Annotated in this window: 23 protein-coding genes; 17 read left to right on the forward strand and 6 right to left on the reverse strand. The window is 70.8% G+C overall.

Features of this window, described 5'->3' with window-relative positions:
* A partial coding sequence (locus Vgi01_RS03930; RefSeq protein WP_204290149.1) for a 2-phospho-L-lactate transferase CofD family protein occupies window positions 1-431 on the reverse strand: 431 nt, incomplete at its 3' end.
* Window positions 432-529: 98 nt separating this feature from the next.
* On the opposite strand from Vgi01_RS03930, the gene Vgi01_RS03935 reads away from it, so the two are divergent.
* Together Vgi01_RS03935 and Vgi01_RS03940 are read left to right on the forward strand one after the other, a co-directional pair.
* Entirely contained in the window at window positions 530-1,738 is a 1,209-nt protein-coding gene (locus Vgi01_RS03935) for a hypothetical protein (protein ID WP_204290151.1), read from the forward strand.
* A 69-nt stretch (window positions 1,739-1,807) separates the two neighbouring features.
* Window positions 1,808-4,366, forward strand: coding sequence for a bifunctional FO biosynthesis protein CofGH (locus Vgi01_RS03940; RefSeq protein WP_204290156.1), 2,559 nt, complete (start codon window positions 1,808-1,810; stop codon window positions 4,364-4,366).
* 13 nt (window positions 4,367-4,379) lie between these two features.
* Here Vgi01_RS03940 and Vgi01_RS03945 read toward each other — a convergent pair whose 3' ends face one another.
* On the reverse strand, window positions 4,380-4,595 hold the full coding sequence (locus tag Vgi01_RS03945; protein ID WP_158244951.1) for a hypothetical protein: 216 nt from the start codon (window positions 4,593-4,595) through the stop codon (window positions 4,380-4,382).
* Between the two features lie 653 nt (window positions 4,596-5,248).
* Here Vgi01_RS03945 and Vgi01_RS03950 point away from each other — a divergent pair.
* The gene (locus tag Vgi01_RS03950) at window positions 5,249-5,506 is read left to right on the forward strand and encodes a WhiB family transcriptional regulator (protein WP_013731688.1); all 258 of its coding nucleotides are present in this window, start codon (window positions 5,249-5,251) and stop codon (window positions 5,504-5,506) included.
* Window positions 5,507-5,600: 94 nt separating this feature from the next.
* Here the strand turns inward: Vgi01_RS03950 and Vgi01_RS03955 are convergent, their stop codons facing one another.
* Window positions 5,601-6,050: a metallopeptidase family protein gene (locus Vgi01_RS03955; protein WP_043719749.1), complete on the reverse strand. Its 450-nt coding sequence runs from the start codon at window positions 6,048-6,050 to the stop codon at window positions 5,601-5,603.
* Between the two features lie 150 nt (window positions 6,051-6,200).
* On the opposite strand from Vgi01_RS03955, the gene Vgi01_RS03960 reads away from it, so the two are divergent.
* Window positions 6,201-6,584, forward strand: a complete 384-nt coding sequence (locus tag Vgi01_RS03960) for a DUF3499 domain-containing protein (protein WP_102660718.1) — start codon at window positions 6,201-6,203, stop codon at window positions 6,582-6,584.
* 46 nt (window positions 6,585-6,630) lie between these two features.
* On the opposite strand, the gene Vgi01_RS03965 is transcribed toward Vgi01_RS03960, so the two are convergent.
* On the reverse strand, window positions 6,631-8,007 hold the full coding sequence (locus tag Vgi01_RS03965) for an NAD(P)/FAD-dependent oxidoreductase (protein WP_204290163.1): 1,377 nt from the start codon (window positions 8,005-8,007) through the stop codon (window positions 6,631-6,633).
* 83 nt (window positions 8,008-8,090) lie between these two features.
* A complete protein-coding gene (locus Vgi01_RS03970) occupies window positions 8,091-9,437 on the reverse strand; it encodes an aspartate aminotransferase family protein (protein WP_204290164.1) in 1,347 nt (448 codons plus the stop codon).
* A gap of 359 nt (window positions 9,438-9,796) precedes the next feature.
* Here Vgi01_RS03970 and Vgi01_RS03975 point away from each other — a divergent pair, with 359 nt between their 5' ends.
* Both Vgi01_RS03975 and Vgi01_RS03980 read left to right on the forward strand, forming a co-directional pair.
* The gene (locus Vgi01_RS03975; RefSeq protein ID WP_204290165.1) at window positions 9,797-10,567 is read left to right on the forward strand and encodes a helix-turn-helix domain-containing protein; all 771 of its coding nucleotides are present in this window, start codon (window positions 9,797-9,799) and stop codon (window positions 10,565-10,567) included.
* On the forward strand, window positions 10,558-10,755 hold the full coding sequence (locus Vgi01_RS03980) for a DUF397 domain-containing protein (RefSeq protein WP_102660975.1): 198 nt from the start codon (window positions 10,558-10,560) through the stop codon (window positions 10,753-10,755). Before Vgi01_RS03975 ends, Vgi01_RS03980 begins: the two co-directional genes overlap by 10 nt.
* A gap of 120 nt (window positions 10,756-10,875) precedes the next feature.
* Here the strand turns inward: Vgi01_RS03980 and Vgi01_RS03985 are convergent, their stop codons facing one another.
* The gene (locus tag Vgi01_RS03985) at window positions 10,876-11,400 is read right to left on the reverse strand and encodes an Lrp/AsnC family transcriptional regulator (protein WP_204290166.1); all 525 of its coding nucleotides are present in this window, start codon (window positions 11,398-11,400) and stop codon (window positions 10,876-10,878) included.
* A gap of 202 nt (window positions 11,401-11,602) precedes the next feature.
* Between Vgi01_RS03985 and Vgi01_RS03990 the strand changes: the two genes are divergently transcribed.
* From Vgi01_RS03990 to Vgi01_RS30455, 11 genes are all read left to right on the forward strand, one after another.
* Window positions 11,603-12,787 (forward strand): polyamine ABC transporter substrate-binding protein, encoded by a 1,185-nt coding sequence (locus Vgi01_RS03990; protein ID WP_204290167.1) that lies wholly within the window; start codon window positions 11,603-11,605, stop codon window positions 12,785-12,787.
* Window positions 12,788-12,789: 2 nt separating this feature from the next.
* Window positions 12,790-13,941, forward strand: a complete 1,152-nt coding sequence (locus Vgi01_RS03995) for an ABC transporter ATP-binding protein (protein ID WP_102660973.1) — start codon at window positions 12,790-12,792, stop codon at window positions 13,939-13,941.
* Complete coding sequence (locus tag Vgi01_RS04000) at window positions 13,938-14,852, forward strand: ABC transporter permease (protein ID WP_102660972.1); 915 nt, start codon at window positions 13,938-13,940, stop codon at window positions 14,850-14,852. The genes Vgi01_RS03995 and Vgi01_RS04000 overlap by 4 nt, the downstream gene beginning before the upstream one ends.
* Entirely contained in the window at window positions 14,849-15,691 is an 843-nt protein-coding gene (locus Vgi01_RS04005) for an ABC transporter permease (RefSeq protein ID WP_102660971.1), read from the forward strand. Before Vgi01_RS04000 ends, Vgi01_RS04005 begins: the two co-directional genes overlap by 4 nt.
* Complete coding sequence (locus tag Vgi01_RS04010) at window positions 15,688-17,106, forward strand: NAD(P)/FAD-dependent oxidoreductase (protein WP_204290174.1); 1,419 nt, start codon at window positions 15,688-15,690, stop codon at window positions 17,104-17,106. The genes Vgi01_RS04005 and Vgi01_RS04010 overlap by 4 nt, the downstream gene beginning before the upstream one ends.
* Window positions 17,106-18,308: a saccharopine dehydrogenase family protein gene (locus Vgi01_RS04015; RefSeq protein ID WP_204290179.1), complete on the forward strand. Its 1,203-nt coding sequence runs from the start codon at window positions 17,106-17,108 to the stop codon at window positions 18,306-18,308. Before Vgi01_RS04010 ends, Vgi01_RS04015 begins: the two co-directional genes overlap by 1 nt.
* On the forward strand, window positions 18,305-19,318 hold the full coding sequence (speB, locus tag Vgi01_RS04020; RefSeq protein ID WP_204290180.1) for an agmatinase: 1,014 nt from the start codon (window positions 18,305-18,307) through the stop codon (window positions 19,316-19,318). Before Vgi01_RS04015 ends, speB begins: the two co-directional genes overlap by 4 nt.
* Before the next feature lie 350 nt (window positions 19,319-19,668).
* Window positions 19,669-20,514: a type IV toxin-antitoxin system AbiEi family antitoxin gene (locus Vgi01_RS04025; RefSeq protein WP_239088791.1), complete on the forward strand. Its 846-nt coding sequence runs from the start codon at window positions 19,669-19,671 to the stop codon at window positions 20,512-20,514.
* Window positions 20,515-20,922: 408 nt separating this feature from the next.
* Window positions 20,923-21,591, forward strand: a complete 669-nt coding sequence (locus tag Vgi01_RS04030; RefSeq protein ID WP_102658255.1) for a response regulator transcription factor — start codon at window positions 20,923-20,925, stop codon at window positions 21,589-21,591.
* A complete protein-coding gene (locus Vgi01_RS04035; protein WP_204290181.1) occupies window positions 21,588-22,646 on the forward strand; it encodes a sensor histidine kinase in 1,059 nt (352 codons plus the stop codon). Before Vgi01_RS04030 ends, Vgi01_RS04035 begins: the two co-directional genes overlap by 4 nt.
* A gap of 128 nt (window positions 22,647-22,774) precedes the next feature.
* Entirely contained in the window at window positions 22,775-23,953 is a 1,179-nt protein-coding gene (locus Vgi01_RS30455) for an acyltransferase family protein (protein WP_239088792.1), read from the forward strand.
* The last annotated feature ends 36 nt before the right edge of the window (window positions 23,954-23,989 follow it).

The following is a 23,989-nucleotide window of genomic DNA, read 5'->3' on the forward strand; positions in this document are numbered from 1 at the left end:
ATGGCGTGGGTTTCGAGGCGGTCGTTGGTGGCTGGGAGCAGGCGGATGCCGGGCTGCCAGCGGGTCGCCAACGCCTCGGTCACCTCGTGCAGGGGGTAGCCCGCGTCCAGCATCTGGGTGCGAACCAGGTGGGTGGCGAGGTCCTTGTCGCCCAGCCCGAACCAGCTCGGCTCGGCACCGTACGCGGCCAACTCGTCCTTGACTGTCCAGCTCTCCCCGGTGCGGCCCCAGCCCCGCTCCGGGTCGGCACCCCCGCCCAGGGTGTACATGACGCTGTCCAGATCCGGGCAGACGCGTAGCCCGTGCAGGCGTAGGTCGTCGCCGACGTTGACCACGGCGGTAACCTCCGCGCCCACCTCCCGGGCGTAGGCCCGCACCCCGAGCAGGAAGCGGGCTCCGCCGATTCCCCCGGTCAGAACCACGATGCGCATCCGACCATCCTCGCCTACCTGACGCCTGCGGCGGGAAGTCGCCCCGGGAGACTAGGCTCACGTCGGCATCTGTCCGCTTTCGCCCCCAGGGAGAGTTCGTGACCAGCCCCGCCGAGCCCCCGCCCCACACCCCGACGCCGGCCGCTCAGGTGACCGGGCCGCTGCGGGAACTCGCCGCCCTCGTGCTCCTCGCCGCGAACGCCGTATTCCTCTTCGTCGGTCTGATCCGGCTGGTCACCCCCCAGGGCGCCTACAGCACGGTGACCGGCCGTGCGGGCAGTGCCTTCTTCGCCTTCATCGGGCTTGAGGCGGTCGTGCTGCCGGTGCTGGCCGTGCTGCTGGCCACGCACATCGCCCCGGCGGTACCGAGAGCCAAGTTGATCACGCAGGTCGCGCTCGTGGAGTACGCGGTAAGTGCCGTGCTCGGCGGGCTGACCCTGTTGATCTGGACGGTCGGTCGGCTGGCCGAGGCGCAGATCTTCGACGCCCTCACCGGCATGCTCACCCGGGCCGCCTGGGTGGCGCTGTTCGGGGTGGCGGCGTACGTGGTGTGGAGCATCTGGCGGCGGCTCTACCACGTGCCCCGGCCCAAGGCCGAGCCCGGCATGTACGGCACCCCGCAGTCCGGCTGGCCGGGCAACCCGGGCCAGCCCGGCGGTGCTCCCGGTCAGCCCTGGTACCCGGGCCAGCCCGGTCCCGGCGGGGCCGGCCAGTCCGGATATCCGGGTCAGCCTGCTCCCGGCCAGTCCGGATATGCGGGTCAGCCGGGCCCCGGTGGGGTCGGCCAGTCCGGATATCCGGGTCAGTCGGGTTCCGGTGAGGGCGGGCAGTCCGGTTATCCGGCCGGGGGATGGTCGAGCGGCGGGTGGTCTGCTGGTGACCAGCCGAGCAGCACCGGTGCGGGTCAGGAAACCGGCTCCGGTGCCGGGTGGCCGATGGCCGGGCAGGCACCGTCTTCGCCGGAGTCGTCCGCGTCCCCGCACACCTGGCCGCCGCACGGTCAGCCGGCCGTCCCCCCGCAGTCGCCACCGTCCGCGTCGCAGCCCTCCGCGCCGCCGTTCGGTCAGCCCGCGTCGACCGATGCCACCCAGACCATCGCGCGCCAGAACGCCGAGCCGACCGAGGCCATCGCCCGTCCGGGCGCCGAGCCGACCCAGGCCATCGCGCGTCCGAGCGAGGCCACCTCCAGCGGCGATCCGACCGAGGCCATCGCGCGTCCGGGCGCGGAGCCGACCCAGGCGCTGCCCCGACCGGACGGTGACGAGGACCGTACCCGGCGCATCGATCTGGGCGGGCAGTCGACCTGACGTGTGACGCCACGGTGTGGTTGCCCACGCCAGCGCAATGGGACGGGCCGCAGCGAATAGGCTGAGCGGATGGTTGACGGGAGCGGGCCCGTGTCGAACGAGACCGGCGTGCGCCGGGCGTTGCGCCGGGCTGCGGCCGGGCGGGCGCTCGACGTCGAGGAGGCGTCGACACTGCTGACCGCGCGCGGCGCGGCGCTTGACGAGTTGCTCGACATCGCCGGGGCGATCCGCGACGCCGGTCTGCGTGACGCCGGTCGGCCGGGTGTGGTGACGTACTCCAAGAAGGTCTTCATCCCGCTGACCCGGCTGTGCCGGGACCGCTGCCACTACTGCACCTTCGCCACCGTGCCGCACCGGTTGCCGGCCGCGTTCCTCGACCGCGACGAGGTGTTGGAGATCGCCCGGGCGGGTGCCGCGCAGGGGTGCAAGGAGGCGCTGTTCACGCTGGGCGACCGGCCGGAGGAGCGCTGGCCGGCGGCCCGGCAGTGGCTCGACGAGCGGGGCTACGAGTCGACCCTGGACTACCTGCGGGCCTGTGCGGTGGCGGTGCTGGAGGAGACCGGCCTGCTGCCGCACCTGAATCCGGGCGTGCTCTCCTGGTCGGAGTTGCAGCGGCTCAAGCCGGTCGCGCCGAGCATGGGCATGATGCTGGAGACCACCGCGACCCGGCTCTGGTCGGAGCCGGGTGGCCCGCACTACGGCTCACCGGACAAGGAACCGGCGGTACGGCTGCGGGTGCTCGACGACGCCGGCCGGGTCGGTGTCCCGTTCACCACCGGCATCCTGATCGGCATCGGTGAGACCCTCGCCGAGCGGGTGGAGGCGATCTTCGCGATCCGTCGGGCGCACCGGGAGTACGGCCACCTCCAGGAGGTGATCGTGCAGAACTTCCGCGCCAAGCCGGACACCGCCATGCGGTCGATGCCCGACGCGGAGCTGCACGATCTCGCCGCGACGGTGGCGGTGGCCCGGGTGCTGCTCGGCCCGAAGGCCCGCATCCAGGCCCCGCCCAACCTGATCGCCGGCGAGTACGACCTGCTGCTGCGGGCCGGCATCGACGACTGGGGCGGGGTCTCCCCGGTGACCCCGGACCACGTCAACCCGGAGCGCCCCTGGCCGCAGCTCGACGAGTTGGCGGCGCGTACCGCCGGGGCCGGGTTCACGTTGCGGGAGCGGCTGACCATCTACCCGGAGTACGTGCGGGCCGGCGACCCGTGGCTGGATCCGCGGCTGCTGCCGCACGTCGGTGCGTTGGCCGATCCGGCGACCGGGCTGGCTGTGGAGTCGGCCCGGCCGGTGGGTCGGCCGTGGCAGGAGCCCGACGAGGCGTACGGCGGGCGTACCGATCTGCACGTCACCATCGACACCACGGGGCGTACCGCCGACCGGCGGGGCGACTTCGACCACGTCTACGGCGACTGGTCGGAGGTGGCCGCCAAGGCCGTCGTACCCCCGACCCGGGCCGCTGCGGACGGCCAGGCAGCAGCGGCCGGCCGGTCGGCCACCGCGGGCGTCGGCGACGCCGACCTGCGCGCCGGGCTGCGGCTGGCCGCACAGGATCCGGCGGCGCTGCTGGAGCCCCGGCACGCCGACGCGGCACTTGCGTTGTTCGCCGCCGACGGCGAAGCGCTTGACGAACTCTGCCGTACCGCCGACGACCTGCGCCGCGACGCGGTGGGGGACGACATCACCTACGTCGTCAACCGCAACATCAACTTCACGAACGTCTGCTACGTGGGGTGCCGCTTCTGCGCGTTCGCCCAGCGTGAGCGCGACGCTGACGCGTACCGGCTGTCGGTGGAGCAGGTCGCCGACCGGGCCGAGGAGGCGTGGCAGGCCGGTGCCAGCGAGGTCTGCCTCCAGGGCGGCATCGATCCGAAGCTGCCGGTGACCGGCTACGCCGACCTGATCCGCGCGATCAAGGCGCGGGTGCCGCAGTTGCACGTGCACGCCTTCTCGCCGATGGAGATCGCCACCGCCGCCGCCAAGGCCGGCGTGTCGGTACGCGAATGGCTCAGCGGACTGCGCGAAGCCGGGCTGGACACCATTCCGGGCACCGCCGCGGAGATCCTCGACGACGAGGTGCGCTGGGTGCTGACCAAGGGCAAACTGCCGACCGCCGCCTGGGTCGAGGTGGTCAGCACCGCCCACGAGCTGGGCATCCGGTCCAGCTCCACGATGATGTACGGACACGTGGATCATCCGGGCCAGTGGCTTACGCATTTCCGGGTGCTGGCCGGGATCCAGGATCGTACGGGTGGGTTCACCGAGTTCGTGGCGCTGCCGTTCGTGCACACCAACGCGCCGATCTACCTCGCCGGCATCGCCCGGCCGGGGCCGACCTGGCGGGACAACCGGGCGGTGCACGCGATGGCGCGGGTGCTGCTGCACGGCCGCATCCACAGCATCCAGTGCTCCTGGGTCAAGCTCGGCGACGAGGGCAGCGCGGAGTTGCTGCGCAGTGGCTGCAACGACCTGGGCGGCACGTTGATGGAGGAGACCATCTCCCGGATGGCGGGCTCGGGCAACGGGTCGGCGCGTACCGAGGAGCAGTTGCGGGCGATCGCGGCGGCAGCGGGACGGCCGGCGCGTAGGCGTACGACTGCGTACGGTCATGTTCAAGCCTGACGTCGAACCTTCGTCAGTCGCCGGCCGTACCTGTCGATGCCGACACCAGCACCGGCCCGTTCACCCAGGTTTCCCGACTGGGTAACCCGTTGTTCAAAGAGGCAGCGGAACAGTCCTGCTCGATCTGGGTGGCGACACCGGCGCTTTGATCATTTACACCGGGCGTCAACTGCTCGGCCGGGAAATCGAGATCAGCCCGCTGGGTGAGGACGGTGGACCGCGTACCCATGCTGCGGTGCGGGAACGCCCGGTCCGGGACGGGACATTCCACAGTGCAGTGTATCCGGACCTTTGTGCTGGTCTGTATACCGTATGGTGGGACGAAATGCGGTCGGCCGGTACGGTCACCGTGGCCGGTGGCGGTGTGGCCGAGTTCGTCTGGCCCACCAGGGATTCTCCACCCGCTGACTGACTCTGATCGCTCCGCCGACGGCCGCGCCCAGTCCACAATGTGGACGAGGTGCGGCCGTCGCGTTTGTGGCCGACGGGCAGGGGCGGCGAAGTCGGGATAACCTTGCGGGTCAAGATCAAAGGTTTGCCGGGGAGACTGCCGGAAGCGCTTGCGCGCGGCCCGACGGGGCTGGCCGCGGAACGAGCGCCACGGGAGAAAACTCGCGCAACTCGCCGGGAGGGGCGTTACTCGGCCGGGGTCTGAATCGATAGGGCAGGGCGAGACCGGGTGGTCCGGACGGCAGTCCGGGGGCGTGTCGGGAGGGCGACTCCATTATCAAGTTTGGCTTGACGGCGCACGCATTACACGCGTGTAATTTGAATGGGGTTGTTCGCACGGAACGCAACAAAACGGGGCCGGACGGACAAACACGCCTTTCGCGTGGGGGGTTGCAGCGGCGATGACGCCGGTGCGCGACAAGGAGGCAATTGATGGACGGCCAACTCGAGGCGGCCGACCTGCTCGGAAACGCGCCGGAGTGGCAGGAGCGGGCGTTGTGCTCGCAGACCGACCCGGAGGCGTTCTTTCCCGAGAAGGGCGGCTCGACCCGCGAGGCGAAGCGGATCTGCTCGCGGTGTGAGGTCAAGACGGAGTGCCTCGAATACGCTCTCGGACACGACGAGCGGTTCGGGATCTGGGGCGGGCTCTCCGAACGGGAGCGTCGCAAGCTCAAGCGGCGCGCCGCCTGATTCGTCGTCGGGGTGGGGGCGGTGGGGGACCGCCCCGCCCGGGCTGGGACGGCGTGTCGCGGTGGGGGCCGCGACAGTCGTTCGGACCCGAGGGTCAGGCCAGCTCGTCCGGGTCGACGCCGAGCAGGTTCGCCACCTGCTCGATGATCACGTCGTGTACCAGGTCGGCCAGGTCTTCCCGGTCCATCGCCCGGAACTCCAGCGGTCGGCGGTACAACACGATCCGGGGCGGCACCTCCTGGCGGCCGGGCCGACCCGGCAGCAACCGGGCCAGCGGGACCTCGCCGTCCTCCAGCACGTCGGAGTCGTAGACGTTGAGCTCCGGCGGGACGTCCTCCACCGCGAACTCCACGCCGGCCAGCTCCTTGGCGAACCGGCGCTCCAGCGTCTCGACGGTGTCCAGCACCAGGTCGTCGAAGATCTCCGCCTTGGTGCGCGCCAGCGGCACGGTGGCCGGCACGAGCCGTCCGCGCAGGCCACGGCCATGCCGGTCGCGGTGGCCGCGCCGGCTGCCGCCGGGGCGGCGGCTCTCCGGGCTCGTCATGAGCCAAAGGGTAGCCTCCGCCCGGGGCAGGTCACAGCTGCGTCGGCACGTGGCGCGTCGGACCCTCGTGTAGGAAATGTGATCACCAAGACGGGCGTGTCGTAACGCGAAGCGGTGCGCCGGACCCGGTAATGGAGATACCCTGCGCCCGTGAGGTCACCACGGCGCTGCTCCCGCAACGGCTGCCCCCGGCAAGCAGTCGCCACGCTGACCTATGTCTACAACGAGTCGACAGCCGTGGTCGGCCCACTGGCGGCCTTCGCCGAACCGCACACGTACGACCTCTGCGAGCCGCACGCCCGCAGCCTCACCGCCCCCCGGGGTTGGGAGGTGGTCCGGCACGAGGGCGAGTTCGAGCCCCCGCCGCCCACCACCGACGACCTGGTCGCCCTCGCCGAGGCGGTACGTGAGGCCGCCCGCCCCGCCCCCCGTCCGCCCCAGGACGACCAGAAATCCAACGCCCAGGCGAGCACGCCCCCCGGCTCTTCGACCTCCCGCCGCGGCCACCTCCGCGTGATCCCCCCGTCCCACTGACCCGCGCCGGCGTCCCGCCCGGTGCCAGAGGTGGGGACGGAAGGGCTCAGCTGTCGAGCAGGCGGGAGAAGGTCTCGGCTCGGCGGGAAGGGCGGCCGGTGCGACTTTCGGCGTCGTCGGCGGAGTACATGACCCGTAGGCCGGCGTTGACGGCCAGCCAGCGCAGCGGCTCCGGCTCCCAGCGCGGAGAACGGTGGTTGACCCAGGGCAGCGCGGTCAGTGCGGTCTGCGCACCCCGGATCAGGTCGGCCAGGGTGCGTCCGGCCAGGTTGCTGGTGCCGACACCGTCGCCCACGTACCCGCCGGCCCAGGCCAGCCCTTCGCTCGGGTGGTAGCCGACCGAGGCGGTCCAGTCCCGGGTCACCCCGAGCGGCCCACCCCAGGTGTGTGACACGGGCACGTCGGCGCCCAGCACTGGGAAGAGTTCGGTGAGCGTGCGACGCAGCGCCGCGAAGACCCGCGGCTCCCGGTCGTACGCGGCCCGCACCCGCGAGCCGAAATGGTACGGGGCACCCCGCCCGCCGAAGGCGAGCCGACCGTCGGCGGTGCGTTGGCCGTAGATGATGACGTGTCGGAGATCCGTGAACGTCTCCCGTTCGACCAGGCCGATGTGGGCCCAGGTGGCCGGCGGGAGCGGCTCGGTGGCGAGCATCAGCGAGTAGACCGGAGCGATGGCCCGCCGCTGCCCGGGCAGCCCCGGGGTGTACCCCTCGGTCGCCCGCACCACCACCGGCGCGCGTACCGTCCCGTGCGGGGTCACCGCCGCGCCCCGACGGATCTGGGTGACCGGGGTCCGTTCGTGGATGGTCACCCCTCGTCGCTCGACCGCCCGGGCCAGCCCGCGGACCAGCCGGGCCGGGTGCACGGTCGCGCAGTGCGGGGTGTACGTGCCACCCCGTACCCCCTCGGCGGCGCACCGGGCCTCGGCCTCGTCGGGACCGAGCAGGGCGAGATCCTCGGCGCCGAAACCGAACTCCCGAGCCTCCAGGACCGTCGCGCGGGCCCGCTGGAGTTGCGGTGCGCTGCGGGCGAGCACGACGGTGCCGGCGTACGCCCAGTGGCAGTCGATGCCCTCGGCCGCGACCACCCGACCGACCTCGCGCACCGTGTCGTGCATGGCGTGCTGCATGGCGATCGCGGCGTCCCGGCCGTGTCGACGGGCCAGCCCGGTCAGCGAGGTGGGCAGCAGGGCGGAACACCAGCCGCCGTTGCGCCCGGACGCGCCGAACCCAGCCACCTGACGCTCCAGCACCACGATGCGCAGCGTCGGGTCGGCGTGCGCCAGGTAGTACGCCGTCCAGAGCCCGGTGTAACCGGCACCGACGATCACCACGTCGGCGTCTGCGTCACCGCCCAGCGTCGGACGCGGAGTCAGCGGCTCGTCGACGGTGGACAGCCAGTACGACAGGTCGTGATAGGACACGGCGACTCCCGACGCTGCTGGTCGGACCGGACCTGTGACAGCCCGGCCCGACCAGGATGGACGCTGGCGCGGCCCGGCTTGTGTCAGAGGCGGGACCAGGCCTCGGTGAGCACGCTGCGCAGGATCTGCTCGATCTCGTCGAACTGCTGCTGCCCGGCGATCAGCGGCGGAGCGAGCTGCACCACCGGGTCACCCCGGTCGTCGGCCCGGCAGTAGAGCCCGGCGTCGAAGAGTGCGGTGGAGAGGAAGCCGCGCAGCAGCCGCTCCGACTCGGCCTCGTCGAAGGTCTCCCGGGTCTCCTTGTTCTTGACCAGCTCGATGCCGTAGAAGTAGCCGTCGCCCCGCACGTCGCCGACGATCGGCAGGTCGTGCAGCTTCTCCAGGGTCGAACGGAACGCATCCTCGTTGGCCCGTACGTGCCCGACGAGGTCCTCACGGGCGAAGACCTCCAGGTTGGCCAGGGCCACCGCGCAGGAGACCGGGTGACCGCCGAAGGTCACCCCGTGGGCGAACATGCCGGTCTCGGTCAGGAACGGCTCCATCAGCCGGTCGCTGGCGATCATCGCGCCGAGTGGGGCGTACCCCGAGGTGATGCCCTTGGCGGTGGTGATGATGTCGGGCTGGTAGCCGTAGCGGACCGCGCCGAAGTACTCGCCGAGCCGCCCCCACGAGCAGATCACCTCGTCGCTGACCAGCAACACGTCGTACGCGTCGCAGATCTCGCGGACCCGCTCGAAGTAGCCGGGCGGCGGCGGGAAGCAGCCGCCGGAGTTCTGCACCGGCTCCAGGAAGACCGCCGCGACCGTGTCCGGCCCCTCCCGCTCGATGGCGCGGCCGATCTCGTCGGCGGCCCAGCGGCCGAACGCCACCGGGTCGTCGCCGTGCTCCGGTGCCCGGTAGAAGTTGGTGTTCGGCACCTTGATGCCGCCCGGGACCAGCGGCTCGAAGTCCGTCTTGATGCCCGGCAGGCCGGTGATCGACAGGGCGCCCATCGAGGTGCCGTGGTAGGCGATGTACCGGCTGACCACCTTGTGCTTGGTGGGCTTACCGACCCGCTTGAAGTACGCCCGGGCCAGCTTCCACGCCGCCTCCACCGCCTCGGAACCGCCGGTGGTGAAGAAGACCCGGTTCAGGTCGCCGGGGGTGAGGCTGGAGATCCGTTCGGCCAGCTCGACCGCGGTCGGGTGCGCGTACGACCAGAGCGGGAAGTAGGCAAGCTCGCCGGCCTGCTTGGCGGCGGCCTCCGCCAACTCGGTGCGCCCGTGGCCGGCGTTGACGACGAAGAGCCCGGCGAGCCCGTCCAGGTAGCGGCGACCCTGCGCGTCCCAGACGTACGCTCCTTCGCCGCGCACGATGGTCGGCACCTCGCCCGCGGAGTAGCTCGCCATCCGGGTGAAGTGCATCCAGAGGTGGTCGGTGGCGTTGGCCATGTCAGCCCCATCGGTCTCGGGCCGGTCAGGGGTCACCGGCCGCTCTGCCCACGGTTATCCCACAGTCAAGCGACGAATGGCAAGTGCAATCGGTTGGCCAAGCGGCCCATGGCGACGGATTCAGCAAGTCCGGACCTTGCAGGCAACGGAATCCGTATTCGAGTGTGACGCATGTCGGCTCCGGGGCCGCTGGTGGGGCCGGGCCGGGTGGGGGCATGTCGGGGGCGATTGGGGGGCGTTTCGGGGACGTTTGAAGTGTGCGAAACAGTCCTTACGCGACACGCCGGGAGCGGGCGGACAGGGCCACGCAGGGTGGCTAGCGTGCTGCGCAACGTCATGGGCGGGGTGGAGGTCGGGAAGTGAACGAGGTGCTGCGGCTGGCGATGGCGAACAAGGGGGAGACGGCTGAGTCGTTGGCCGGGAAGGTTGGCGTCGACCCGAAGACGGCGGGTCGGTGGATCGCGGACGGGCGGGTTCCGCATCCTCGGACCAGGGTCGCGGTGGCCACGGTGCTCGGGCGGCAGGCCGAGGAGCTGTGGCCCGAGCCGTTTCGCCGCCGCGATCTGCCGTGGTTCCGGGAGTGGGCGGATCTGGAGCAGAAGGCCAGCTCACTCCGATCATATGAGCCGCTGTTGGTGCCGGGGTTGCTGCAGACCGAGGCGTACGCCCGGGGGGTGCTGGCCACCGGCGGCCTGATGTCGCCGACGGAGGTCGAGGAGATCGTTGCGGGGCGGATGGCGCGGCAGCGGGTGTTGGAGCGGGAGAGTCCGCTTCAACTGGTGGCGGTGATCGACGAGGTGGTGCTGCGTCGGCAGGTGGGCGGCGATCGGGCGGTGATGGCCGGGCAACTCGGCCACCTGGCGGAGTTGAGCGATCGGGAGCACGTGCAGGTACGGGTGATTCCGGCGGAGAACCCGTGGCACACCGGGCTGGCCGGGCCGTTCGTGCTGGCCCGCACACCGGACGGCGGCGAGGCGGCCTATCTGGACAATCAGCTGCGCGGTCAGGTGGTGACCGAGCGTGCCGACCTTGCTAGCCTGAGCGCGAGATGGGAGAGCGTCACCGGTGAGGCGCTGCCCCGTCGCCAGTCCATCGAGCTGATCAGGGAAGTGGCGACGACATGGAGATGACCGGCGCCCGTTGGCGCACCGCCACCCGCAGCAGCAACAACGGCGGCAACTGTGTCGAGGTGGCCGACAACCTGCCCGGCCGGATCCTGGTGCGCGACAGCAAGGACCGGGCCGGCGGCGTGCTGACCTTCGCTCCTGACGCCTGGCGCGCCTTCGTCGCCGCCACCGGGCGCCGACCCGGCCGCTGACTGTCGCGGTTCGCCACGTCGATCAAGCACAAGCCGGTTGGCGGGCCAGCCCGGCCCAGCCCGGCCGGGCCGAGGCGGGCAGGGCAGGCGGGCCGGGTCCAAGCGGGCAGGGCGGGTGGGTCAGGCGGTGCCCCAGGTGTAGGTCTGCTTGCGGAGCTTGAGGTAGACGAACGCCTCGGTGGAGACGACGCCGGTGACGGCGCGCAGGCGTTGCAGGATCTCCAGCAGGTGCTCGTCGTTGCGGCAGACCACCTCGGCCAGCAGGTCGAACGAGCCGGCGGTGATCACCACGTAGTCGACCTCGTCGAACTCGGCGATCCGGTCGGCGACGGACTCCAGGTCACCATCGGTACGAAGGCCGATCATGGCTTGTCGGGGGAAGCCGAGTTGGAGCGGGTCGGTCACCGCGACGATCTGCATCACCCCGGCGTCGAGCAGGCGCTGCACCCGCTGGCGTACGGCTGCCTCGGAGAGCCCGACCGCCTTGCCGATGGTGGCGTACGGTCGGCGTCCGTCCTGCTGCAACTGCTCGATGATCTGCTTGGCCACGTCGTCGAGCAGGGCGTGGCTCGCGCCCTCGCGCACACTGACCCGGCGGCCCCCGTTGCCGTTGCCGTTGCCGTTGTCGTGCTGCCGGTTCGTCATCGACCGCTCCCCATGTCCGTCACCGGGATGAGCCTAATGCCATCGGAGAGTTTGGCGTAATTCGTCGTCGGAAGCTAATGCGGCAACGGAATCCCTTGTACGAGAGGGTTGCTCATGTCAGGATCAGTCGTCCATCGCCATTGATCCTCCCGTTGGCGCGCCACCCCCGTCTCGCCGCCGACCGATCAATAGGAGTCGTCATATGCGTAGTGCCTTCCGGCCCCTCACCCGGCGTGGTCTGCTCACTGGCACCCTCGGTTCGGCTGCACTGCTCGCTGCGGGTGGAACCCTCGCCGGCTGTGGCACCCCGGCCGCCCAACAGACCGAAGAGGGCTGCGTCAGCGAGGACCTTTCCGGTACGGAGAAGAAGCTCGCCTTCTCCAACTGGCCGCAGTACATGGACGTCGACGACGACGACAACGCCAAGCGACCCTCGTTGGACGGATTCGTCAGCAAGACCGGCATTCAGGTGGCCTACACCGAGGACGTCAACGACAACAACGAGTTCTTCGGCAAGGTGCAGAACCAGCTTGCGGCGTGCCAGGGCACCGGGCGGGACATCATGGTGCTCACCGACTGGATGGCCGCCCGGATGATCCGGCTGGGCTGGATCCAGAAGCTGGACAAGGCGAACCTGCCGAACGTCGAGGCGAACCTGCTGCCGTCGCTGCGCAACCGCCCCTTCGACGTGGACAACCACCTCGCCGTACCGTGGCAGTCCGGTCTGGCCGGGCTGGCCTACAACGGCCGGGTCACCGGCGAACTCCGTACGCTCGACGAACTGCTCACCCGCCCGGATCTCAAGGGCAAGGTGACCGCGTTGACCGAAATGCGTGACACCATGGGGCTGCTGTTGATGTCCAACGGGCACAACCCGTCCGACTTCACCAGCAGCCAGTTCGACGACGCGCTCAACAAGCTCAAGCGGGCCGTCGACTCCGGGCACATCCGCCGGTTCACCGGCAACGACTACGCGCCCGACCTGGCCAAGGGGGACATCGCGGCGTGCATCGGCTGGTCCGGTGACATCATCCAACTCGGCTTCGACGACGAGCAGATCAAGTTCGTGGTGCCCGAGTCCGGGGTGATGCTCTGGTCGGACAACATGCTCGTGCCGAACAAGGCGACCCACAAGGCGAACGCCGAAGCGCTGATCAACTACTACTACGACCCTGCGGTCGCCGCCCAACTCGCCGCCTACGTCAACTACATCTGCCCGGTACAGGGCGCGCAGGCGGAGATGGAGAAGATCGACCCGGAGCTGGCCTCGAACCCGCTGATCTTCCCCGACGAGGCCATCCTCTCCAAGGCGCGGGTCTTCATGGCGTTGGACGAGAAGCAGGAGCGCGAGTACGAGACCAAGTTCCAGCAGGTTATCGGAGCGTGACGATGGCGCAGGAGACACCGGCGGGCGACCTGCGCCTGGCCAACCTCACCAAGACGTTCGGCCCGTTCACCGCCGTCGACGATCTCAGCCTGACGATCGCCCAGGGCTCGTTCTTCGCCCTGCTCGGTGCCTCCGGCTGCGGCAAGACGACCACGTTGCGGATGATCGCCGGGCTGGAGGAGCCGACCAGCGGGCAGGTGCTGCTCGGTGACCGGGACATCGCCGGGCTGCGCCCGTACAAACGGCCGGTCAACACGGTGTTCCAGAGCTACGCCCTCTTCCCGCACCTGGACATCTTCGAGAACGTGGCCTTCGGGCTGCGGCGACGCGGCATCCGGTCGGTGGACAGCCAGGTGCGCGAGATGCTGTCGCTCGTGCAACTCGACGGCTACGAGCGACGCCGACCGACCCAGCTCTCCGGCGGGCAGCAGCAGCGGGTCGCGTTGGCCCGGGCGCTGATCAACCACCCGCAGGTGCTGCTGCTCGACGAGCCGCTGGGCGCGCTGGATCTCAAACTGCGTCGCCAGATGCAGATCGAACTCAAGCGGATCCAGACCGAGGTCGGCATCACCTTCGTGCACGTCACCCACGACCAGGAGGAGGCCATGACGATGGCCGACACGGTCGCGGTGATGAACGCCGGACGGATCGAGCAACTCGGCGCACCAGCCGACATCTACGAGTTCCCGGCCACCGCCTTCGTGGCCAACTTCCTCGGCCAGTCCAACCTGATCGCCGGTGAGGTCTCCGGCAGCAACGGCGACGACACCCTGGTCACCGCGCGGGGGGCGCGGTTCTCCGTGCCGTCGGCCCGGGCCCGCGCCGACGAAGGCCCGGTCTACCTCGGCGTACGCCCGGAGAAGCTGCACCTGGCCGGTGCCGCCGTGCAGGTGCCCGCCGGCAGTCAGCATCTCGAAGGGACCATCTCCGACGCCTCGTACGTCGGGGTGAGCACTCAGTATCTGCTGCGCACCAGTTGGGGCACGGAGCTGAGCGTCTTCGTCGCCAACAGCGGGACGCAGCAGCGCTTCGCCGTCGGGGAGCGGGCCGTGGCGTACTGGGACCCCCGGCACGCCTTCCTGCTCGGCCGTCGCGCCGACGAGGACGACCGCACCACACCGGTGCTCGACCAGCCGGTGGGCGCTTCCTCATGAGCATCCTGGCGCACGTACCCGCCGGATCCGGTCAGCCGGCGTCGCCGCCGCAGACTGCCCGATCGGCGCGGTACCGGTTCCTGCCGTACCTGCTGTTGTTGCCCGGCGCGGCCTGGCTGTTGCTGTTCTTCGCCGTGCCGCTCGTGCAGCTCGCCTCGGCCAGCCTCTACGACCCGGAGGGCTCACTCTCCACCGGGTACGCGCTGACCTGGGCGTTCGGCAACTATCCGACCGCGCTGCAGCAGTACTGGCCGCAGTTCAGCCGGTCGTTCCTGTACGCCGGCATGGCGCTGGTGCTGGCGCTGCTGATGGGCTACCCGCTGGCGTACGCGATCGCGCAGAAGGCCGGCCGCTGGAAGAACCTGCTGCTGGTCTGCGTGGTGGCCCCCATGTTCACCAGCTTCCTGGTGCGCACGCTGGCCTGGAAGACCATCCTGTCGGACAACGGCTGGCTTGTCGGACTGCTGCGCGACGTGCACCTGCTCGGCCCGGACGGGCGGCTGCTGGCCACCCCGATCGCCGTGGTGCTCGGCCTGACGTACAACTTCCTGCCGTTTCTGGTGCTGCCGCTGTACGCGAGCCTGGAGCGGCTCGACTACCGGCTGCTGGAGGCCGCCAGCGACCTGTACGCCAGCCCGCTGAAGACCTTCCGCCGGGTCACCCTGCCGCTGTCGATGCCCGGTCTGATCGCCGGCACCCTGCTGTTCTTCATCCCGGCGACAGGTGACTACATCAACGCCGAACTGCTGGGCACCCCGAACCAGTACATGATCGGCAACGTCATCGACTCGGCCTTCCTGGTCCGGCTGGACTACCCGCAGGGCGCGGCCCTGTCGTTCCTGCTGATGTCGGCGATCCTCGCGGTGGTCTTCGTCTACCTCCGCCGGGCCGGTACGGAGGATGTCCTATGAGCCGCGTGTCCCGATGGCTTGCCCAGCACTGGGTGATGGGGGTCGCGCTGCTGGTGCTCGGCTACCTGTTCCTGCCGATCGCCGTGGTCGCCGCGCTGTCGTTCAACCGCCCGTCGAGCCGGCTGTCGTACGACTTCAACGAGTTCACCCTCGACAACTGGCGTAACCCGTGCGCCACCTCCGACATGTGCGACGCGGTGCTGCGCAGCGCGCAGATCGGCTTCCTCGCCACCGTGGCCGCCACCGCGCTCGGCACGCTTATGGCGTTCGCGCTGGTCCGACACCGGTTCCGGGGCCGCTCCGGGCTCAACGTGCTGATCTTCCTGCCGATGGCCACCCCGGAACTGGTGATGGGCACCTCGCTGCTCGCCCTGTTCGTCGCCGGTGGGGTGCCGCTGGGCTTCTGGACCATCGTCATCGCGCACGTCATGTTCTGCCTGTCGTTCGTGGTGGTGACGGTCAAGGCGCGGCTGGCCGGGATGGACCGGCGGCTGGAGGAGGCCGCGATGGACCTGTACGCCAGCGAGTGGCAGACGTTCCGCCGGATCACCCTGCCGCTGGTGCTGCCCGGCATCGTCGCCGCCGCCCTGCTGGCCTTCTCGTTGAGCTTCGACGACTTCATCATCACGAACTTCAACTCCGGCACCACCGTCACGTTCCCGATGTACGTCTGGGGTGCCGCCCAGCGGGGCATCCCACCGCAGGTGAACGTCATCGGTACGGCCATGTTCGCGATCGCGTTGCTGCTGGTGCTGGCCACCATGCTGCGGGGGCGGCGGGCCCGCCGGTCGGCGATCACGGCGGCCGTACCGGCACCCCGGGCGGCCAGCCGGTCATGAACCTGCCGCCGCCCGGCCGCGCCCTCACCGACGCGGTACGCGCACCGTACTGGCTCGACCGGCCGGAACGCCCCGATCCGGTCCCGCCGCTGGCCGGGCCGACCAGCGCCGACCTGCTGGTGATCGGTGGCGGGTACGGCGGGTTGTGGGCCGCCCTGCTGGCCAAGCAGGCCGACCCGGGACGGGACGTGCTGCTTGTGGAGGCGGGCACCTGCGGCTGGGCGGCCTCTGGACGCAACGGCGGGTTCTGCGCCGCCTCGCTGACCCACGGGCTGGCCAACGGGGTGCAACGCTTCCCCGACGAGATCGACGAGTTGGAGCGGCTCGGCCGGGAGAACCTGGACGCCATCGCGGCGACCGTGGCCGCGTACGGCATCGACTGCGACTTCGAACGCACCGGCGAGTTGGCGGTGGCGGTCGAGCCGTACCAGCTCGACGGGTTGGCCGAGGACGTCGCGCTGGCCCGCCGGTACGGCCACGACGTCAGCCTGCTCGACGCCGACGAGGTACGGGCCGAGGTGGACTCACCGACGTACCTCGGCGGATTGTGGGACCGCGACCGGGTGGCGATGCTCGACCCCGCGCGACTGGCCTGGGGGCTGCGGCGGACCTGCCTCGACCTCGGTGTACGCATCCACGAGCGCACCCGGGTGACCGGGCTGCGCCGGGCCGGTGCGGCGCTGCTCGCCGAGACCACAGGCACCGACGACGTGCCCGGGGCGGTACGCGCCGACCGGGTGGTGCTGGCCACCAACGCGTTCCCGCCGCTGCTGCGTCGACTGCGCGCCTGGGTGGTGCCGGTGTACGACTACGCGCTGATGACCGAACCGTTGACGCCCGCGCAGCGCGACGCCATCGGCTGGCGCAACCGGCAGGGGTTGGCGGACACCGGCAACCAGTTCCACTACTACCGGATCACCGGCGACGGTCGGATCCTGTTCGGCGGCTACGACGCGGTCTACCACTACGGCAACCGGGTGGCCCCCGCCCTGGAACAGCGTGACGCCACCTTCACCGCCCTGGCCACGCACTTCTTCACCACCTTTCCGCAACTGGCCGACGTGCGGTTCAGCCACCGGTGGGGCGGGGTGATCGACACCTGCACCCGGTTCTGCGCGTTCTTCGGCACCGCGTACGACGGGCGACTGGCGTACGCGGGCGGCTACACCGGGCTGGGGGTCGGGGCGACCCGGTTCGGTGCCCGCGTGCTGCTCGACCTGGTCGCCGGGGCGGACACCCCGCTGACCCGGCTCGCCCTGGTGCGGGACAAGCCGATGCCGTTTCTACCCGAACCGGCCCGCGCGGTCGGCATCGGGCTCACCCGCTGGTCCATGGCCCGCGCCGATGCGCATGAAGGGCGGCGCAACCTCTGGCTCCGTACGCTCGATCGGTTTGGTCTGGGGTTTGATTCCTGATGCGTGTCCTGCTTGTCGGCGCTGGTGGGGTCGGTGCCGCCGTGGTCGCCATCGCGGCGCGGCGCGCCTTCTTCGAGGCCATTGTGGTCGCCGACCACGACCCCGCCCGCGCGGCGCGGGCGGTCGCCGGCCGCGACGCCCGCTTCGTCGCCACGACGCTTGACGCCGGCTCCGCCGAGGCGGTCGCCGCGGCCTGCCGCGAACATCGGATCACCCACGTGCTCAACGCGGTCGACCCGCGGTTCGTCATGCCGATCTTCGAGGGGGCGTACGCGGCCGGCGCCGACTACCTGGACATGGCGATGTCGCTGTCGAAGCCGCACCCGATCCGGCCCTACCAGGAAACCGGCGTCAAGCTCGGCGACGAGCAGTTCGCGGTCGCGCAGCGCTGGGCCGACGCGGGCCGGCTGGCGCTGGGCGGCATCGGCGTGGAACCGGGCCTGTCCGACGTCTTCGCCCGCTACGCCGCCGACGAACTCTTCGCCGACATCGACGAGATCGGGGTACGCGACGGAGCGAACCTGACAGTCGACGGCTACGACTTCGCGCCGTCATTCTCGATCTGGACCACCATCGAGGAATGCCTCAACCCGCCGGTGATCTGGGAGGACGGACGGGGCTGGTTCACCACCGAGCCGTTCAGCGAGCCCGAGGTGTTCCACTTCCCCGCAGGCATCGGGCCGGTCGAGTGCGTCAACGTGGAACACGAGGAGGTGCTGCTGATCCCGCGCTGGGTGCCGGCGAAGCGGGTCACCTTCAAGTACGGCCTCGGCGACGAGTTCATCGAGGTGCTCAAGACGCTGCACAAGCTCGGCCTTTCCGCGACCTCCCCGGTACAGGTGGGCGGGGTGTCGGTGTCGCCGCGCGACGTGGTGGCCGCCTGCCTGCCCGACCCGGCCACCCTCGGCGACCGGATGCGCGGCAGGACCTGCGCCGGCACCTGGGTACGCGGCACCGGCGTCGACGGCCGCCCCCGCGAGGTGTACCTCTACCACGTGGTCGACAACGAGTGGTCGATGCGCGAGTACGGCCACCAGGCGGTGGTCTGGCAGACCGCCATCAACCCGGTCGTCGCCCTGGAACTGCTGGCCGGGGGCGTCTGGTCGGGTGTCGGCGTGCTCGGCCCCGAGGCGTTGCCCCCGAAACCCTTCCTCGACCTGCTCACCGATTACGGCTCACCCTGGGGCATGGAGGAACGATGACCCGCTACGGCCCGATGTTCGGCCCCGACGTGACCTTCCTCGGCGTGCCACCCTGCACCATCGAGGAACCGGTGACGTACGCCGACGCCGACGTGGTCATCATCGGCGCGCCCTTCGACGGCGGCACCTCCCACCGCCCCGGCACCCGGTTCGGCCCGTCGGCCATCCGCCAGGCCTGCTACCTGCCGCACGACGGCTCCCGCCCCTCCCTGGCCCTGCGCGTCGACGCCCTCAAGGACCTGTGCGTGTACGACGCCGGTGACGTGGAGATGTTCTCCGGCGACATCGAACGCTCCCTGGCCGCCCTGGAAACCGCCGTGTACGCGGTGACCTCGGCCGGCGCGATCCCGGTGATCCTCGGCGGCGACCACTCCATCGCCCTGCCCGACGCCACCGGAGTCGCCCGCCACCACGGGCTCGGCCGGGTGTCGCTGCTGCACTTCGACGCGCACGCCGACACCGGGGACATCGAGTTCGGTTCCCTGCACGGGCACGGCCAACCGATGCGTCGACTCATCGAATCCGGTGCGGTACGCGGCGACCGCTTCCTCCAGATCGGACTGCGCGGCTACTGGCCGGGCCCGGAGACGCTGCGGTGGATGGCCGAGCAGCGGATGCGCTCGTACGAGATGACCGAGATCGTGGCCCGAGGCCTGGACGACTGCCTGTCCGAGGCGTTCGGCATCGCCACCGACGAGTGCGAGGGTGTCTTCCTCTCCGTCGACGTGGACGTGGTCGACCCCGGCATGGCACCCGGCACCGGCACCCCCGAGCCGGGCGGCTTCACCTCCCGCCAACTGCTCGACGCGGTCCGCCGGGCCTGCTACGAACTCCCGATCGTCGGAGTCGACGTGGTCGAGGTCGCCCCACCGTACGACCACGCCGACATCACCGCCTACCTGGGCAACCGCATAGTCCTGGAAGCCCTCTCCGCCATCGCCCGCCGCCGCCACGACGCCACCGGCGCCCCACCCTGGACCCCCACCCAACCCCTCCTCGACTCCCCCTGACCCCACCCTCCCCGCACCTCGCGCCCCTCACCCCGCAAGCCCGCCCTCCCGCGCCCTCGCCGCCCTCCCGCGCCCTCGCCGCCCGCGCCCGGCCCAGCCCCGTGCTCCAGCCCCGTCGATCTTGCACTTTTGGTCGAGGAATAAGGGGCATAAGCCGTGAATAGGCGACGGTAAGTGCAAGATCGGCGGGGTGGGGGCGGGGCAGGGTGGGGTGGGGCGGGGTGGGGTGGGGGTGGGGGTGTTTAGCACGAGGGTGGGGGTGGGTGGGGGTTATCCACAGGGTGGGTGGTTGTCCACAGGGGGCGGGTGTGGGGTGGAGGGGCGGGCGGGCTGCGGGGCAGGGTGCCGGGATGACTGCTCAACTGTGGCGGGTGGAAACCCTGATGCGCACACTGACCGCCCGTCGTCTTCGTACCCGGCTCAGCCGGGAGGAGTTGCGCCGGGTGCGGCGAGGTGTCTACGCCGATCAGCCCGTCGACGACGAGGACGAATTACGGGCGCTCCTGCTGTGTCTGCCGGCGGGGGCCATGCTGGCCCGGCAGACTGCGGCCCGGCGGCACGGATTCGGCGTACTGCGCGACGATCTCGTGCACGTCCAGGTGCCACCCACCGTGCCGAAACCTCGACTGCCCGGGCTGGTGGTGCATCACTGCGTGCTGCCGGTGCAGCCGGTCCTCGTGCAGGGCCTGCCGTGCGTACCGGCGGCGCGCTGTGCGATCGACCTCGCGCGTACCGTGTCGCGGTTCGATGCCCTTCCCGTCCTGGATTCTGCGCTGCGCGCCGAGGCGGTGACGCCGGACGATCTGCTCGCCGAGGTGTACGCGCATCGCGGGCTGCGCGGGGTGCGGCAGGCGCGCGAACTGGTGCCGCTGGCGGACGGGCGGGCGGAATGCCGTCAGGAGAGCCAACTGCGGTTGGTGCTGCTGGACGGCCGGCTGCCTCCACCCGAACCGCAACTGTGGGTTCCGGACCGCTACGGCGCGCTGCGTTACCGCCTTGACCTGGGCTACCGAGAGCGCAGGGTCGGCATCGAGTACGACGGCCTCAGCCACCTGGATCGCGATGCCCTGCGGCACGACCGGGAACGCGTCAACTGGCTCGACGCGCAGGGCTGGCGGATGCGCTACTTCACGGACCGCGACCTCTACCGCCGCCCGTCCCACATCGTCGCCACCATCCGAGCCGCCCTCTCCTGACCGACCCCACACCCCGCCGCACTCCCACCCCCCGCCCGCGCCGCCCCGCGCCGCCCCGCCAGCCCCGCGATCTTGCACTTCCTGTCGCCGCAAAAGGGATGTAACTAGCCAAATGTGCGACCGAAAGTGCAAGATCGCGGGATCTGGGCGGGGTCGGGGCGGGGTTGGGGTGGGCGGGGTTGGGGTGGGGCGGGCGGGGTGGGGGGTGAGGTGGGTCACTTTGAGGGGGTGGGGAGGGGGTGTTTGGGGGTGGTTGGGGTTGCTGGGTAGGCGGCTGGAATGGGGTGGGGGGCCTGGACTTGTTGTCGGGGCGGTGGCGTGGAGTATTGCGGCGGCAGGCGCTTACAGAACCCTTAACTCCGGCCTGCGAACGTGTGCCGGACAGTTGCGGATCACGGGGGAGTGCACGTGCGGGTGTTGGTGGCGGACGACGAGCGTTTGCTGGCGGACACGGTCGCCGAGGGGTTGCGCCAGTTCTCGATGGCGGTCGACGTCTGTTACGACGGCGGCGGTGCCCTGGAGCGGATCGGGGTGAACCGGTACGACGTCGCCGTGCTGGACCGGGACATGCCGGTACACACCGGTGACGAGGTGTGTCGCAGCCTCGCCGAATCCGGTGCCACCACGCGGGTGCTGCTGCTCACCGCAGCTGCCGGCATCCGGGACCGGGTGGAGGGGCTCGGTCTCGGTGCGGACGACTACCTGACCAAGCCGTTCGCCTTCGCCGAGTTGGTGGCGCGGGTGCAGGCGCTCGGGCGGCGCTCGGCACCGGCGGTGCCGCCGGTGTTGCGCCAGCACGGTGTGGCGCTGGACGTGGCCCGGCACACGGTGACCCGGGACGACCGCGAGGTCAGCCTGAGTCCGAAGGAGTTCGCCGTGTTGCACGTTCTCATGCGCGCCGAGGGGCGGGTGGTCAGCGCGGAGGAACTGCTGGAGCAGGCCTGGGACGAGTTCGCCGACCCGTTCACCAACGCCGTGCGGGTCACCGTGATGACGTTGCGTAAGAAGCTCGGCACGCCGCAGATCATCCACACCGTGCCGCGAGCCGGCTACCGGATCGGCGGTGCGGCAGCATGACGCCGCGTCGGCGGATCGTGCTGGTCGGCGCGGCCGCCCTGATCGCCGGGATCGCCATGCCCCTCGTGGTGAAGAGGGTGCTGAACCTGGTGTGGCTCTACGGCCAGCGGCTCTGCGACGCTGGGGTGCCGGGGGTGCGCACGGCGTGCGGGGCGGCCGGGAGTGTCGTCGGCCAGCTCAGCACGTTGACCGGCCTCGTGGTCCTGCTGATCGCGTTGATCGGGATCTGGGTCGCCGGGGCGTGGTGTCTGCGCCCGGTGAGTGATCTCGCCGGGCCGATCGCGCAGGTCGGGCCGCAGAACCTCGGCTACCGGATCCGGCCGCGCGGCAACGACGAGATGGCCCGGCTGGCCCGTGCCATCGACGAGATGATGGAACGCATCGCGGCCGGCTACGAGGGCCAGCGTCGGTTCGCCGCGAACGCCTCGCACGAACTGCGTACGCCGTTGGCGGTGCAGCGGACGCTGATCGAGGTCGGGATGGCCCGTTCGCTCACCGGCGAGCAACTCGAACTGTTGACCAGCCAACTGTTGGAGACCAACGAGCGCAACGAGCGGCTGATCGAGGGTCTGCTGGCGCTCAGCGAGAGCGACCAGGGTCTGCGGGCACGGCTTCCGCTGCGGCTGGACGAGATCGCCGGCACGGTGCTCGCCGGCTACCAGGAACGGGCCGAGGAGGCCGGGGTGACCGTGCAGAGCCACCTCGTACCCCGGGTGGTCATGGGTGAGCGGGTGTTGCTGGAACGCCTGGTCAGCAACCTGGTGGAGAACGCGATCAAGTACAACCGGCCGGGCGGGACGCTTACCGTCACGGTTGGCCGGGAACCGGCGCTGACCGTGGTCAACAGCGGTCAGGTGGTGCCGGCCGAGGCGGTGGCCGGGCTCTTCGAGCCGTTCCGCCGACTTGCTCGGGACCGTACGAATCACAGCGGCGGGGCGGGCCTCGGCCTGGCCATCGCCCGCTCGATCACCCAGGCGCACGACGGCCTGATCGCCGCCCGACCGGCCGAGTACGGCGGGCTACGGGTCGACGTCCAGCTACCCAAGGCGCCCTGACCCGGTCCAGCCGACCGCGCACCGCACCCACCCCGACAGCACCGCACCCCACATCGACCGCCGAGCGCGGCAACTCGGCCTTCGGCGTGCCCGGAATCGGGCGCTGCCCGGCAGAGAGGAGCAACATCGTGACCACCCGAGAGCACACGGCACCGCCCACCAGCGCTGCCCCGGCTCCGACCGGGCCGGCCCACGACGAGCAGGCCGGGTCGGTGCCGGTCGGGAAGTCCGGGCCGGCGCACGGCGGGGTGGCTGCTGGGCGGCTGGCCTGGGCGGACGTCGCCAAGGGTGGCTGCATCGTCCTGGTCCTGCTCTGGCACGTGATCATGAAGGACTACCTGCAGATCGAGTGGCAGCTCGCGGTGCCGGTGCCCGGCGCCTGGGGTGTCTTCGGCGAGCTGTTGCTGCCGATGCGGATGCCACTGTTCTTCACCATCTCCGGCATGTTCGCGGCCGCCGCCGTGCACCGGCCGTGGCGGGCGGTCGCCCGCTCCCGGGTCGCCAAGTTCCTCTACCTGTACGCCCTCTGGCTGCTGATCCACACCGCCGTGCTGGCCTTCGCCCCGGACTTCCCCACCGACCGGGCGAGCAGCGTGGGTCAACTGCTGGCCCAGCTCACCATCACCCCGTCCAACCTCTGGTACCTGTACGCGCTGGCGCTCTACTTCGTACTGGCCAAGGCGTTGCGTCGGGTCCACCCGGCGGTGCTGCTGGGCGCGGCGGGCACCCTCGCCGCCGTCGCAGCCACCGGGCTGCTGGACACCCCGGGCAACCGGGGTGGGCTCTACCAGAATCTGGTGTTCTTCCTCGCCGGTCTGCACCTGCGGCCGTACGTGCTGAGGTGGGCGCAGGCGGTCACCGGCCGACGTCTGCTGCTCGCGGCGGCGGCGTACGGCGTCGGGTCTGCGGTCCTGCTCGCCACCGACGTCGGCCGGCTGCCCGGCGTGGCGGTGCTGGTGTCCACCGTCGCGGTGCTGTTCGGCATCGCCGGGGCGGTACGCCTCAGCCGGTGGCCGGTGGTCGCCGAACCGTTGGCGGCCCTCGGCCGGCACACACTTCCGATCTACGTGATCCACATGCCGGTGCTCGCCCTGCTGCATCTGCTGATCGCCGACCGGGTCGCCGGCCTGGACGACAGTGCCCGGCTGGCGCTGGCCTTCGGCTTCCCGTTGTCGCTCACCGTCGCCGTGCTGGCGCTGACTCTGGGCGTGCACCGGACCCTGCTCGCGGCCCGCGCGTGGTGGCTGTTCGACCTGCCCAACCGCCGCGTCGACCTGCCCGCCCGGCGGACGGCCGCGTCGACGTGATCATCACCCGGCCTGCCACCCACCTGACCGGCGTTT

Origin of the sequence: Micromonospora gifhornensis (assembly GCF_016863515.1) — a bacterium.
GTDB classification, from domain to species: Bacteria; Actinomycetota; Actinomycetes; order Mycobacteriales; family Micromonosporaceae; genus Micromonospora; species Micromonospora gifhornensis.

What these genes read in the sequence shown, in the direction of transcription:
- Vgi01_RS04000 (WP_102660972.1), top strand. Translation starts at nt 13,938, where the DNA reads ATGAGCATCCTGGCGCACGTACCCGCCGGATCCGGTCAGCCGGCGTCG.
- Vgi01_RS03985 (WP_204290166.1), bottom strand. Translation starts at nt 11,400, where the DNA reads ATGACGAACCGGCAGCACGACAACGGCAACGGCAACGGCAACGGGGGC.
- Vgi01_RS03940 (WP_204290156.1), top strand. Translation starts at nt 1,808, where the DNA reads ATGGTTGACGGGAGCGGGCCCGTGTCGAACGAGACCGGCGTGCGCCGG.
- Vgi01_RS03995 (WP_102660973.1), top strand. Translation starts at nt 12,790, where the DNA reads ATGGCGCAGGAGACACCGGCGGGCGACCTGCGCCTGGCCAACCTCACC.
- Vgi01_RS03950 (WP_013731688.1), top strand. Translation starts at nt 5,249, where the DNA reads ATGGACGGCCAACTCGAGGCGGCCGACCTGCTCGGAAACGCGCCGGAG.
- Vgi01_RS04005 (WP_102660971.1), top strand. Translation starts at nt 14,849, where the DNA reads ATGAGCCGCGTGTCCCGATGGCTTGCCCAGCACTGGGTGATGGGGGTC.
- Vgi01_RS03970 (WP_204290164.1), bottom strand. Translation starts at nt 9,437, where the DNA reads ATGGCCAACGCCACCGACCACCTCTGGATGCACTTCACCCGGATGGCG.
- Vgi01_RS03990 (WP_204290167.1), top strand. Translation starts at nt 11,603, where the DNA reads ATGCGTAGTGCCTTCCGGCCCCTCACCCGGCGTGGTCTGCTCACTGGC.
- Vgi01_RS03980 (WP_102660975.1), top strand. Translation starts at nt 10,558, where the DNA reads ATGGAGATGACCGGCGCCCGTTGGCGCACCGCCACCCGCAGCAGCAAC.
- speB (WP_204290180.1), top strand. Translation starts at nt 18,305, where the DNA reads ATGACCCGCTACGGCCCGATGTTCGGCCCCGACGTGACCTTCCTCGGC.
- Vgi01_RS03955 (WP_043719749.1), bottom strand. Translation starts at nt 6,050, where the DNA reads ATGACGAGCCCGGAGAGCCGCCGCCCCGGCGGCAGCCGGCGCGGCCAC.
- Vgi01_RS04025 (WP_239088791.1), top strand. Translation starts at nt 19,669, where the DNA reads ATGACTGCTCAACTGTGGCGGGTGGAAACCCTGATGCGCACACTGACC.
- Vgi01_RS04035 (WP_204290181.1), top strand. Translation starts at nt 21,588, where the DNA reads ATGACGCCGCGTCGGCGGATCGTGCTGGTCGGCGCGGCCGCCCTGATC.
- Vgi01_RS04015 (WP_204290179.1), top strand. Translation starts at nt 17,106, where the DNA reads ATGCGTGTCCTGCTTGTCGGCGCTGGTGGGGTCGGTGCCGCCGTGGTC.
- Vgi01_RS04010 (WP_204290174.1), top strand. Translation starts at nt 15,688, where the DNA reads ATGAACCTGCCGCCGCCCGGCCGCGCCCTCACCGACGCGGTACGCGCA.
- Vgi01_RS03945 (WP_158244951.1), bottom strand. Translation starts at nt 4,595, where the DNA reads ATGGGTACGCGGTCCACCGTCCTCACCCAGCGGGCTGATCTCGATTTC.